This window comes from Streptomyces sp. N35, from assembly GCF_016464295.1.
In the GTDB taxonomy this organism is placed as follows: domain Bacteria; phylum Actinomycetota; class Actinomycetes; order Streptomycetales; family Streptomycetaceae; genus Streptomyces.
This window is the reverse complement of record NZ_JAEIMH010000037.1, coordinates 42,378-54,158: the sequence shown is the minus strand read 5'-3', so window position 1 is coordinate 54,158 and position 11,781 is coordinate 42,378. Positions and strand designations below refer to the sequence as shown.

The 11,781-nt window shown below is 69.8% G+C and carries 13 protein-coding genes; 4 read left to right on the top strand and 9 right to left on the bottom strand.

All coding sequences use genetic code 11. From position 1 onward, the window contains the following. Positions 1–68: 68 nt before the first annotated feature. From JAO81_RS21155 to JAO81_RS21135, 5 genes are all read right to left on the bottom strand, one after another. Positions 69–1,148 (bottom strand): low specificity L-threonine aldolase, encoded by a 1,080-nt coding sequence (locus JAO81_RS21155; RefSeq protein WP_374194323.1) that lies wholly within the window; start codon positions 1,146–1,148, stop codon positions 69–71. Then, complete coding sequence (locus tag JAO81_RS21150; RefSeq protein WP_199549468.1) at positions 1,145–1,894, bottom strand: SDR family oxidoreductase; 750 nt, start codon at positions 1,892–1,894, stop codon at positions 1,145–1,147. Before JAO81_RS21150 ends, JAO81_RS21155 begins: the two co-directional genes overlap by 4 nt. A 23-nt stretch (positions 1,895–1,917) precedes the next feature. Continuing rightward, positions 1,918–3,315: a DUF6421 family protein gene (locus JAO81_RS21145; RefSeq protein ID WP_199549467.1), complete on the bottom strand. Its 1,398-nt coding sequence runs from the start codon at positions 3,313–3,315 to the stop codon at positions 1,918–1,920. Positions 3,316–3,396: 81 nt separating this feature from the next. Further along, positions 3,397–4,413, bottom strand: a complete 1,017-nt coding sequence (locus JAO81_RS21140; RefSeq protein ID WP_199549466.1) for an alpha/beta hydrolase — start codon at positions 4,411–4,413, stop codon at positions 3,397–3,399. Continuing rightward, positions 4,410–5,582: an LLM class flavin-dependent oxidoreductase gene (locus JAO81_RS21135; protein WP_199549465.1), complete on the bottom strand. Its 1,173-nt coding sequence runs from the start codon at positions 5,580–5,582 to the stop codon at positions 4,410–4,412. Before JAO81_RS21135 ends, JAO81_RS21140 begins: the two co-directional genes overlap by 4 nt. Before the next feature lie 140 nt (positions 5,583–5,722). Between JAO81_RS21135 and JAO81_RS21130 the strand changes: the two genes are divergently transcribed. Then, on the top strand, positions 5,723–6,310 hold the full coding sequence (locus JAO81_RS21130) for a PadR family transcriptional regulator (protein WP_199549464.1): 588 nt from the start codon (positions 5,723–5,725) through the stop codon (positions 6,308–6,310). A 390-nt stretch (positions 6,311–6,700) separates the two neighbouring features. Continuing rightward, positions 6,701–7,384 carry a glycerophosphodiester phosphodiesterase family protein gene (locus tag JAO81_RS21125; protein ID WP_199549463.1) on the top strand — a complete coding sequence of 228 codons (684 nt, stop codon included), beginning with the start codon at positions 6,701–6,703 and terminating at the stop codon, positions 7,382–7,384. A gap of 34 nt (positions 7,385–7,418) precedes the next feature. On the opposite strand, the gene JAO81_RS21120 is transcribed toward JAO81_RS21125, so the two are convergent. Next, positions 7,419–7,964 carry a GNAT family N-acetyltransferase gene (locus JAO81_RS21120; protein WP_199549462.1) on the bottom strand — a complete coding sequence of 182 codons (546 nt, stop codon included), beginning with the start codon at positions 7,962–7,964 and terminating at the stop codon, positions 7,419–7,421. Positions 7,965–8,041: 77 nt separating this feature from the next. On the opposite strand from JAO81_RS21120, the gene JAO81_RS21115 reads away from it, so the two are divergent. Further along, positions 8,042–8,428, top strand: a complete 387-nt coding sequence (locus tag JAO81_RS21115) for a VOC family protein (protein ID WP_199549461.1) — start codon at positions 8,042–8,044, stop codon at positions 8,426–8,428. A gap of 65 nt (positions 8,429–8,493) precedes the next feature. On the opposite strand, the gene JAO81_RS21110 is transcribed toward JAO81_RS21115, so the two are convergent. Beyond that, positions 8,494–8,955 carry a hypothetical protein gene (locus tag JAO81_RS21110; RefSeq protein ID WP_199549460.1) on the bottom strand — a complete coding sequence of 154 codons (462 nt, stop codon included), beginning with the start codon at positions 8,953–8,955 and terminating at the stop codon, positions 8,494–8,496. Positions 8,956–9,179: 224 nt separating this feature from the next. Between JAO81_RS21110 and JAO81_RS21105 the strand changes: the two genes are divergently transcribed. Beyond that, positions 9,180–10,316 (top strand): sorbosone dehydrogenase family protein, encoded by a 1,137-nt coding sequence (locus tag JAO81_RS21105; protein WP_199549459.1) that lies wholly within the window; start codon positions 9,180–9,182, stop codon positions 10,314–10,316. Between the two features lie 115 nt (positions 10,317–10,431). On the opposite strand, the gene JAO81_RS21100 is transcribed toward JAO81_RS21105, so the two are convergent. Both JAO81_RS21100 and aac(3) read right to left on the bottom strand, forming a co-directional pair. Continuing rightward, positions 10,432–10,899 (bottom strand): NUDIX domain-containing protein, encoded by a 468-nt coding sequence (locus tag JAO81_RS21100; protein ID WP_199549458.1) that lies wholly within the window; start codon positions 10,897–10,899, stop codon positions 10,432–10,434. 26 nt (positions 10,900–10,925) lie between these two features. Continuing rightward, positions 10,926–11,774: an aminoglycoside 3-N-acetyltransferase gene (gene aac(3), locus JAO81_RS21095; protein ID WP_199549457.1), complete on the bottom strand. Its 849-nt coding sequence runs from the start codon at positions 11,772–11,774 to the stop codon at positions 10,926–10,928. Positions 11,775–11,781 lie beyond the last annotated feature (7 nt).

Below are 11,781 nucleotides of genomic sequence, written 5' to 3'. Positions count from 1 at the left end.
CGTAGTCAATGCATTTACGCCCGGCTGCATACCCATGCACCCCTATTCGTGCAGGCTGCTGTCTGGTCTCAGCGCGCCATCTCTTCCTTGAGCGCCGCGAGGAAGGAGTCCACGTCGTCCTCCGTGGTGTCGAAGGCGCACATCCAGCGGACGTCGCCGGCGGCCTCGTCCCAGAAGTAGAAGCGGTAGCGGTCCATCAGGCGCCGGCTGACATCGTGCGGCAGCCGGGCGAAGACCGCGTTGGCCTGGACTTCATGCAGGATCTCGACACCGTGCACGGCGCGCACACCCTCGGCCAGGCGCTGCGCCATCTCGTTGGCGTGGCGTGCGTTGCGCAGCCACAGGTCCTTGGCGAGCAGCGCCTCCAACTGCACGGAGACGAAACGCATCTTGGACGCGAGCTGCATGGACAGCTTGCGCAGATGCTTCATATGGCTGACCGCGTCCGGGTTCAGGACCACGACCGCCTCGCCGAAGAGCATGCCGTTCTTCGTGCCGCCGAGGGAGAGGACATCGACGCCGGCCTGCGAGGTGAAGGTGCGCATCGGGACGTCGAGGGAGGCGGCCGCGTTGGCCAGCCGGGCACCGTCCAGGTGCACCTTCATGCCCCGCTCGTGGGCGTGGTCGCAGATCGCGCGGATCTCCTCGGGCGTGTACAGAGTGCCGAGTTCGGTGTTCTGCGTGATCGAGACGACCTGCGGCATCGCCCGGTGCTCGTCGTCCCAGCCGAACGCCTCCCGGTCGATGAGCTCGGGGGTGAGCTTGCCGTCGGGCGTCGGGACGGTGAGCAGCTTCAGCCCGCCGACCCGCTCGGGCGCACCGCATTCGTCGACGTTGATGTGCGCGCTCTGCGCGCAGATCACCGCACCCCAGCGGTCGGTGAGCGCCTGCAGCGCCGTGACATTGGCGCCGGTGCCGTTGAACACCGGGAAGGCCCCGGCGCTCGCGCGGAGGTGGCCGGGGACCAGCTGCTGCAGATGCGCGGTGTAGTCGTCCTCGCCGTAGGCGCCCTGGTGGCCGCCGTTGGCGAGGGCGTGGGCCGCGAGGACCTCGGGGTGCGCACCCGCGTAGTTGTCGCTCGCGAAGCCGCGTATCTCGGGATCGTGGTGGCGCTTGGCGTCCGTTTTCGGAGGGTTCGCCGGGGTCACGGCTGCTCGGTCAACCACAGGCGCTTTCCGTTCACTTCCTGGGCGGGCCGCTCCCAGACTCCGGCGATGGCCTCGGCCAGCTCCTTGACGTCCGTGAAGCCCGCGAACTTCGCGTTCGGGCGCTCGGCGCGCATCGCGTCGTGCACCAACGCCTTCACGATCAGGATGACAGCCGCCGCCGACGGGCCCTGCTCGCCCCCCGCCTTGCGGAAGGCGTCACCGAGGGCCAGGGTCCAGGCTTCCGCGGCCGCCTTGGAGGCGGCGTACGCGGCGTTGCCCGCGGTGGGCTTGCTAGCGCCCGCCGCGCTGATCAGCACATAGCGGCCGAAGTCGCTGCGCAGCAGTCCGTCGTGGAAGGCGAGCGAGGTGTGCTGCACGGTGCGGATCAGGAGCTGGTCGAGGAACGCCCAGTCCGCGAGGTCGGTCTCCATGAACGACGAGCTGCCGCGCCAGCCGCCCACGAGGTGCACCAGACCGTCGATCCGGCCGAATTCCTTCTCGGTGCGCGCGGCCCAGTCCTTGGCCGCGTCGAGGTCGAGCAGGTCCACGGTGTCACCGGTGACCGTGGCACCGCCGTGCGCATAGCGCGCGGCATCCACGGCCTCCGCGAGGCGGCTTGCGTCCGCGTCGGAGGCCACGACGGTCGCGCCCGCCTCGGCGAGGCGCAGCAGCGTGGCGCGCCCGGCCGCTCCGGCGGCTCCCGCGACGGCGATCACGGCGCCATTGAGTGCTCCGTTACCGTTCATGGCCCTCACCTCCGGCCGATGGCTCACGCGGCCACCCGCTCAGCGCTCTCCGCGGTGATCCCCCGGGTCGAGGCGATCACGTTCTTGAGCTTCTTGGACAGCGCCTCATAGAACATGCTCAGCGGAAACTCGTCCGGAAGCACCTCGTCGACGAGCTTGCGCGGCGGCAGGCTGGTGTCAAGGGCGTCGGGACCCTTGGCCCAGCGCGAGCCCGGGTGCGGGGACAGATAGCGCGAGACGAGCTCGTACGCGGCGAACCAGTGCACCAGCTTCGGACGGTCGATGCCGGCCCGGTACAGGTCCTCGATCTCGCCGCACAGCTGGTTGGTGATCTGCGGGGCGCGCTGCCAGTCGATGTGCAGCTTGTTGTCGGTCCAGCGCACCACGTCGTGCTGGTGCAGGTACGCGAAGAGCAGCTGGCCGCCGAGGCCGTCGTAGTTGCGGACGCGCTCGCCGGTCACCGGGAAACGGAACATCCGGTCGAAGAGCACCGCGAACTGTACGTCGCGGGCCTGCGGGACACCTTCGGCCTCCAGCTTCACGGCCTCCTTGAAGGCGGTGAGGTCGCAGCGCAGCTCCTCGAGGCCGTACATCCAGAACGGCTGCCGCTGCTTGATCATGAAGGGGTCGAAGGGCAGATCACCGTGGCTGTGGGTGCGGTCGTGGACCATGTCCCACAGGACGAAAGCCTCCTGGCAACGGGCCTGGTCGCCGATCATCTCCTGGATGTCCGCGGGCAGTTCGAGGCCGAGGATGCCGACGGCGGCCTCGGTGACCCGGCGGAAGCGGGCGGCCTCACGGTCGCAGAAGATGCCGCCCCAGCTGAACCGCTCGGGGGCCTCGCGCACGGCGATGGTCTCCGGGAACAGGACCGCGGAGTTGGTGTCGTAACCCGAGGTGAAGTCCTCGAAGGTGATGCCGCAGAACAGCGGGTTGTCATAGCGGGTGCGCTCGAGCTCGGCGAGCCACTCCGGCCAGACCATCTTGAGGACGACGGCCTCGAAGTTGCGGTCCGGGTTGCCGTTCTGCGTGTACATCGGGAAGACGACCAGGTGCTGCAGACCGTCGGCGCGGTGGGCCGCGGGCTGGAAGGCCAGCAACGAGTCCAGGAAGTCCGGCACTTCGCAGCCGCCGTCGATCCAGCGGCGCAGGTCGCCGGTCAGGGCGGCCAGATACGCGGCGTCGTGCGGCAGCAGCGGGGCGAGCTGCTCGACGGCCGAAATCATCCGGTCCACCTGGGAGTTGACCTCGTCCTTCGAGGGCGCGCCCTCGGCGGTGAAGTCGACCGAACCGTCCGCGGACTGCCAGACCCTGAGCGTCTCGACCGCATCCTTGAGCATGGGCCAGGCCGGGTGGTCCACCACCCGGTCCACGGGAGGAACAGCTCCCCCGATTACGTCCTGCACAAGAATTTCCGTCATGCCACTTCCTCCACGGGAGAACCTCGCGTAAAGACACCGTATGCATGCGAGGTTCTCCACCACAAGGGGGGCCTCGGGAAATTATCCTGCGTCACCCCCGTGTCCACCGGAATTCTTCCTGTCCGTCACGGTCGAGGCGATCGCGGTCACGACGCCCGCCAGTGCGGTACGGGCGTCCTCGAGCACCTCGCCGAACCCGAAGAATCCGTGGAACGCCTGCGGAAAGTGCGCTTCCGTGACCGGTACGCCCGCCGCGCGCAGCGCCTGCGCGTAGGCGAGCCCCTCGTCGCAGAGCGGATCGCAGCCCGCGGTCACGACGTGCGCGGGCGGCAGACCGGCGAGCTCTCCATGGAGCGGCGAGATCCGCGGATCGGCCCGGTCGGCCGGCGCGATCGCCCCGACGTACTGCTCGTCGAACCACCGCATATGCGCTCGGGTAAGGAAATATCCGTCACCGTTCGTCTCGTACGAGGGCCACTCCCGCGACATGTCGACCACCGGGTACACGAGCACCTGCAGCGCCAGGGCCGGTCCGCCGCTGTCCCGGGCGGTCTGGGCGGTGACGGCGGAGAGATTGCCGCCCGCGCTGTCGCCCGCGACGACCAAGGCGTCCGGGTCACCGCCGAGTTCGGTCACGTGCTCGGCGGCCCAGAGCAGCGCGGCGTACGCGTCGTCGACAGCGGCCGGGAAGGGATGCTCGGGCGCGAGCCGGTAGTCCACCGAGACGACGGCCGCGCCCGCTCCGCGGCAGATGCCGCGCGCGGTGCCGTCGTGCGTGTCCAGATCGCAGACCGCGAAGCCGCCGCCGTGCAGGAAGACCACGGTGGGGCGGGGGCCCCGGGCCTCGACGGGGTCGGGCAGATAGATGCGTACGGGTATCTCGGGAGCGCCGGATGGACCGGGGATCGTGCGGTCCTCGACCGATCCCACCGCCGGCGGCTCCCACGGGGGCTTCGGGTTGGCGGCCAGGATGCCGCGGGCCTCCGCTGCATCCGTGACCGCGCCCCCGAGATCGGGGAAGACCGCGGACATCAGATCGGCCAGGGCGCGGGCCTCGGGGGTCAGGCGGTCCTGCCCCGGAACGGCTTCGGTACTCATCGGCTCTCCTCCAGGCGCTGCTCGCGCTGCTCGTCGCGCGGCGCACGCCGCTCGTCGCGGAAGTGCGGGATGACCTTCTCGCCCCACTGCCGGATGGTCTCCATGCAGGCTTCCTGGGGCACCGTGCCCATCTGGATCAGGCACATGATCTCGTCGGCGCCCGCGTCACGGAGCCGTTCGACGTAGACGATGGCGTCGTCGGCGGTGCCGTAGGCGTGGTCCGCGTTGAAGGTGGCCGTCGCGGTGGGGCGCACCGGGATGTGGTGCTCGTGCAGCCGTGCCACGACCTGTTCGGCGGCCTCGCGCATCGCAGCGGCCTCGTCGGCCCCTTCCACCACGGCCTCGTCCGGGATCCCCGCTCCGCCGTACCAGTGCCCGATGGACTGCGCGAAGAAGCGCTGCCCTCGGATGCCGATGCGCTGCGCCGTGGCGCGGTCGTCGAGCACGATCGTCGGACACAGTACGGAGAAGTGGTCGTTGACGACAGAGGAGACGAAGCGTCCGCCGTCGCGTCCGTCCACGGCGGCGTCGTAGGCCTGGCGCATCTCCTTGATGGACTCGGGTCCCGCGAACCCCATCACCAGGGCGCCGATGCCGAGTTCGGCCGCTTGACGGAGGGTTTCGGTACGGCTGCACGCGAGGAACAGCGGTGGGTGCGGGGTCTGGCGCGGGCGGGGCAGGATCGGGTGCGGGTCGATGTCGATCAGCTCGCCGTGGTATTCGAGTTCGTCCTCCTGCCAGGCCTTGCCGATGATCCTGAGCGCCTCCTCGACCTCCTGGGTGGTGCGGTCCTTGTCGACGCCGCACAGCGAGGTCTCCTGTGCGGTGCCGCCGCGCCCCGCGCCGAGGTCGAGCCGTCCGCCGGAGAGCAGATCGAGCATCGCGGCGCGTTCGGCGACGCGGGCGGGGTGGTTGAAGTTGAACGGCATGCAGACCACGCCGTGCCCGATGCGGATGGTGCTGGTCTTCGCGGCGACCCAGGTGAGGAAGATCTCCGGGGCGCTCATGTGCGCGTACCACTTGAGGGAGTGGTGTTCGACGGCCCATATCCGGTCGAAGCCCATCTCCTCGGCGTAGACGGCCTGTTCCACGCAGTCGCGGATCACCTGGTGCTCTCGCTCCACGGTCGGGTCGGCCAGCTGGGCCTCGAAGATCACGGAGAACTTCACGGTTCCTCCTGGGAGTTGGGGCTTGCGGGAAGCCGGGCACCATATGGCTAATAGCTATATGACTAGCCGTCAGGTCTCGAAGTGACAAGGGATACGGCACAGGCATTGCATCCGGCGTCACGCCCCTCTTGAATGCGCGCATGGCTGATCAGCACACATCCGCCCCGCCCCCTGCGGACCGCGCCCTGCCGGCGACCGCCTGGGCGGTGCTCGGGCTGCTCTCGTTCCCGGGCGAGCGGACGGGCTACGAGCTGAAGAAGTGGGCCGACGCCTCGCTGCGGTTCTTCTACTGGTCCCCGGCGATCAGCCAGATCTACGCGGAACTCAGGCGGCTGGAGTCCCTGGGCTACGTCACCTCGCGGCGTTCCGGTCCCGAGGAACCGCGGACGAAGCGCACGTACGCGATCACCGCCTCGGGACGCGGCGCACTGGCCGACTGGGCCGGCTCCGCTCAGGACGCGGGCGCCGCGGTGCTCAAGCATCCGCTGCTGCTGCGGGTCTGGCTCGGGCATCTGACCTCGCCGGAGCATCTGCGCGAGCTCGTGGTCGAGCACATCGCCCGTACCAAGGGCGAGTTGAAGGAAGTCGTGGACGCGAGCGCGCAGGCCGAGGGCGTCGAGGCGTGGACGCATCCGCAGATAGCGCTGCGGTGGAGCGAGCGGCGTCTGAAGTCCGAGCTCGAGCTGGCCGAGGCGATGCTGGCGGACCTGGACGAGCTCCCGTCGTAACGCCGCCGCGTCCCGGAGGAGCCCCCTCATGAACCGGAGGAGCCCCCTCATAAAGCTGCCGCGTCAAAGCTTCCAGGACTCGCCCACGCGCGAGTGACAAGGATTCGCCGCGCGGGGTCGTGCAGCGCTAGGACAGAGGGTCCCGACCCGCTCTCCGACGGAGTTGCCGACCTGTGAGTACCCGTGCCGTTCTTGTCGCCGCCGTGATCACCGGCCTCATCCTGGGCATCGCCGGAGCGCGAGCGGACGCCTCCGTTTCGCCCCGCGCATCCGGGTACATGTCTGTAACGGGCCGTTAGGCTGCGGGCTGCCGTGTGGGGCGTGGGACCGCAACCACGCGGACGAGTACAGACAGCTTGAGAGCCGCCCGTCGACGGAAGCGAGTGAACCTTGAACTTCGTCACCATCGGTCATCGCGGAATCATGGGTGTGGAACCCGAGAACACTCTCCGCTCCTTCATCGCCGCGCAGCGTTCCGGGCTCGATGCCATCGAGCTCGATCTGCATCTGAGCAAGGACGGCGCACTGGTCGTCATGCACGACGCCGACGTGGACCGCACCACGGACGGCCGCGGCCCGATCGCCGAGAAGACCCTGGCCGAACTGCGCGAGCTCGACGCGGGCCAAGGTGAGCGCGTCCCCGTGTTCGAGGAGGTCCTCGACGCGGTGCGGGCTCCGCTGCAGGCCGAGATCAAGGACGTAGCGGCCGCACGGGCACTCGCCGAGGTGATGCACCGGCGTGATCTGATCGGGCGCGTCGAGGTCAGTTCGTTCCACGACGAGGCCGTCGCGGAGATCGCCAAGCTTGTTCCCGGGGTACGCACGGTACTGATCGCCAGCCGCTACGGCCCCGACGTGGTGGACCGTGCCGTCGCCGTCGGCGCCCAGTCGGTCGCCCTGAACATCCGCCGCGTCACGCTCGAGACGGTGGAGCTGGCCCGCAAGGCGGATCTGCGGGTGATCGGCTGGGTGGTCAACACCCAGGACCACCTGCGACTGGTGCGCGCACTGCAACTCGACGGCGCGACGACGGACTACCCGGACATCAAACGGACGGGCCGTTTCACCGCCTGAGCAGGAGCCCGGCCGTCACCGCCGCTCCAGGCCATCAGGCGAGCGGCTTCACCAGGAGTTCGAACTTCAGGTCCGGCCGGAGCGGCACACCGAAGCGCTCATCGCCGTACGGGAAGGGAGTGAACGTGCCCGTACGGCGATAGCCGCGCCGCTCGTACCAGGCGATGAGGTCCTCACGCTGGGCGATCACCGTCATGTGCATCTCGCGCACCCGCCACTCCTCGCGCGCGAACCGCTCCGCCTCGGCGAGCACGGCCTTGCCGAGGCCCCCGCCCTGCAGCCCGGGCCGTACGGAGAACATGCCGAAGTACGCGGCGTCGCCCCGGTTCTCGAGCTGGCAGCAGGCCACGAGCTCCTCCCCGCGCAAGGCGACGACCAGCCGGCTGCCCGCCGCGTCGATGACATCCCGGACCCCGTCGGGGTCGGTGCGCTGACCGTCGAGCAGATCCGCCTCGGTCGTCCAGCCCGAACGGCTCGCGTCCCCGCGGTACGAGGATTCGATCAGCGCGACGAGCGGGTCGATGTCGGCGTGGGTGGCATCGCGGAAGGTGAGTTCACCGGCGGCGGGGCGGGCGTCCATCGGGTGCGCCTTTCACGGGTTCGGATCCATGCGTGGTCGGGCGTGAGCGTAACCCGCGCGCGCTAGCCTCGACGAGCATGGTCCATGTACTGAGCAGCCGTGTGCTTCTGCGTCCCACCGACCCGGAGCGCAGCCGCGCGTTCTACGGGGACGCGCTGGGTCTGGAGATCTATCGCGAGTTCGGCACCGGGGCCGAGCGCGGGACCGTGTACTTCCTCGGCGGCGGATTCCTGGAGGTGTCCGGTCGTGCGGACGAGCCGCCCGCCCCGGGGATGCGGCTGTGGATCCAGGTCGCCGATGTCACGGCGGCGCACGAGGAACTCCGCGGCAAGGACGTGCGGGTGCTGCGCGAGCCGAAGCGGGAGCCGTGGGGCCTGATCGAGATGTGGGTCGCCGATCCCGACGGGGTGCGGATCGCGATGGTGGAGGTGCCGGCGGAGCATCCGCTGAGGTACCGGCCGTGACCGGTGCCACCGCTGAGGTACCGGCCGTGACCAGTGGCACGCTGAGGCACCGGCCGTGACCGGTGCTACGCGCCGCCCGCGAACGTCCAGTCCTCAGGCAGCTCGCCCTGCTCGATCGTGAACGTGGCCAGGAAGTACTCCGCCTGACCGCAGTTCACGTTCTCGGCGCCGGTGAGGTCCGCCGATACGACGCCGTCGTGCACCTCCAAGCGGGCCCCGGTGTTCTGGCAGCCGGGCAGGACGAAGGCCAGGCCGGTGTCGCCCTCGGACGGCCGGGCGGTCAACTCCTCGCGCGCCTGCGGCAGATGGGCCGCCTGCGCCGCCTCGAGTGCCGCGTACATACGGTCCGTGTCGCCCTCGGGGCCGAGGCGCGTGGGCCGCAGGTTCTCCCGCAACGGTGCCTGGAGGGGGCCCAGCTCGACGAATCCGGTACGCGTCCCCGGACCGTCGCCCCCGTCGAGGAACCCGCACCCGCACAGAACGAGCGCGAGGGCCGCCGCAGGGAGCGTGCGTGTCAGTGAGCGCATGCAGAGTTGACGCGGACGGGCGCGAGAACGGTTCCGATCGCGCGGGCCCACGGCCAACACGTGGCGTCTTGGTCTACACCAATCACCGTCCTCCCCGTATCCTCGTCCGTGGCCAGTAGCACCTCCCCCCACCCACGTTGCGTGCTGGCACGGGCGATACCGCCGCACACTGCCCCGAGCAGCCGGGTACCCCCATCGTCGCCTCGCCTCCAAGGAGGATCACGGTGAACGTTCGCACCAGAACCTCGGCGATCATCGGCACCATCTGCCTCGCCGCTTCTTTAGCCCTCTCCACGGCCTCCGCCGAGGAGCCCGCCGCTCCGGCCCAGGCACCACCGGTCGCTCTCACCGAAGTGGCCAAGGCCCAGAATCCGATCGCCGGCACCGCCGGTCCTGGCGGCACCCTCTGGGTGGCCGAACGCGCGGGAACCGTAAGGGTCCTGGGCAAGCAAGGGCTCGGCAAGACCGTGCTCGACATCTCCGAGGAGACCACCACCGACGGCGAACGCGGCCTCCTCGGCATCGCGTTCAGCCCCCGGTTCACGCACTTCTACATCTCGTACACGAATCTCGAAGGCACCAGCACCGTCGACGAGTTCGCCGTGCGCCGCGGCAGGATCGTGCCGGACACCCGGCGCACCGTCCTCACCCAGGTCCAGCCGTACGCGAACCACAACGGCGGTGACATCCGGTTCGGCCCCGACGGCTATCTGTACATCGCGCTCGGCGACGGCGGCGCGGGCGGCGACCCGCACGGCAACGGACAGAACCTCGACACCTTGCTCGGCAAGCTGCTGCGGATCGATCCGCGGGGCGGCACGCCGTATGCGATCCCGCCGGACAACCCGTTCGTCGGCGACCCCGCCGCCAGGGACGAGATCTGGGCGTACGGACTGCGCAATCCTTGGCGGTTCTCCTTCGACGCCGACAAGGGCGATCTGCTCATCGGCGACGTCGGCCAGAGCGACTGGGAGGAGATCGACTGGGCCCCGGCGAGCAGCAAGGGCGGGGAGAACTACGGCTGGTCGCAGATGGAGGGCACGCATCCCTTCCGCGGCGGCACGGAGCCCGCGAACCATGTGCCGCCGGTTCACGAGTACGACCGCACCGGACTCGGCTGCTCGGTGACCGGCGGGTTCGTGTACCGGGGCGAGGCCATCAAGGCCCTGAAGGGGCAGTACGTGTTCAGCGACTACTGCGACGGCACGCTGCGCACCCTGCGGATCGAGAACGGCAAGGTGACCGGTGTCGGTGACCTCGGTGTCAGCGGCGGGGAGGTCATCTCGTTCGCGGAAGGCTGCGACGGCGAGCTGTACGTGCTCGCGCAGAGCGGCAGCGTGTTCCGCGTCGATCCGGCCTGACCTCTGGACCGGCGCTCGGGGACGCGTCGCCCGTGGGCGGCGCGTCCCGTCAGCGGTTGAGCAGCAGCAGCCGCTCTGCGGACGAGCAGGACTCCTCAGGGCCGAGCAGGACCGCTCAGCGGTCGAGCAGTTCCGCGAGCCGTGTCAGGAAGACCGTCTGCGCCTTCACCAGCTTCGCCGGTGCCTCGTCGAGGGGCCACCAGGCGACCTTGTCCAGCTCCGGGAACTCCTGCATCCGACCGGAGCCTTTGGGCCACTCCATCGAGAAGGTGCCCGGCACGACGCACGCCGGGTCGAGGTCCGCCCCCACCGCCCAGACCGTGACGATCTTGCCGTTCGCCTGCCGCGTCTCCCCCAGCGCTTCATACGGTCCCGTGGGCGGCGGCACCCCGAGCTCCTCCTGGAACTCCCTGCGCGCCGCGTCCATCGGGGCCTCGTCCGGTCCGTACTCGCCCTTGGGAATGGACCAGGCCCCGGCATCGTGCCGGGCCCAGAAGGGTCCGCCCATATGCCCCAGGAGGACCTCGGTCCGCCCTGCCGTGCCGCGGTGGAGCAGCAGGCCTGCGCTGCGCTTCTCGGTCATCGCCTCAGTAAAACAGCCGGTCGCGGTCACCGCCGCAGCTTCGCCTCCAGCCATCGCACGCCGAAGGCCGTGAGGTCGCGCGCGTCGAACACCTGACTCACTGCCGCCCCGACGTGCCCTTTCACTCCACCACCTGCGGCGAGGAAGTCATCGGCGATGACCTCGAAGGCGTCCCGCTCCCCGCCGACCACAGGTACGTAGTCGAAGGCGCCCTCGGACGAGTCGATGTCGTGGAAGCGACGCCAGACCCTGCGGCCGTCGACAGCGATCGGCTGCTCGTAGTCCACGAAGCGCTTGCCTGGCGCCTCGGCCAGCGCCTCCGCGTGGTGCAGCAGCGTCAGGGAGTCCAGCGGGGCGCCCAACAGCAGGACCTTTCCGCCGAGTTCGACCAGACGCGCGAGCGGGGTGTCAGGGCCGTGCGGGTCGTCCCACGGGTGGTCGTCCATCAGCCGGTGCGCCGCCGCACCGAGCGCGGCGAAACTCGCGTCGGGGTGGCGGCTGCGCACGGCGCCCGGCTGCAGGCGCAGCGCTTCGGGCAGCCTGCCGTACGAGTGGTCGGCCTCGGAGCGTTCCGGGTCGAAGGCCGGATGCCCGGCGCGGATCTCCTCCTGCCACTCGGCCGGCCAGGTGGTCCACTCGTACGGCGGCGCGTCGTTCCAGCCGCAGGTCACCATCAACGTGCCCTGTCCGCCCACGACTTCACACAGGGCGTCGATGACCGTCTGCGAGCCGCCGGTGACATAGCCGAGGGCGGAGAGCCGCGTATGGAACATCACGGTGTCGCCGGCGCACAGTCCGAGCGCGCTCAGGTCGCGCACGAGGCGGGTGCGGGTGACCGGGCCTCGGGAGCGTTCCAGAAGGGTGAGTTCGTCCACGGCCACA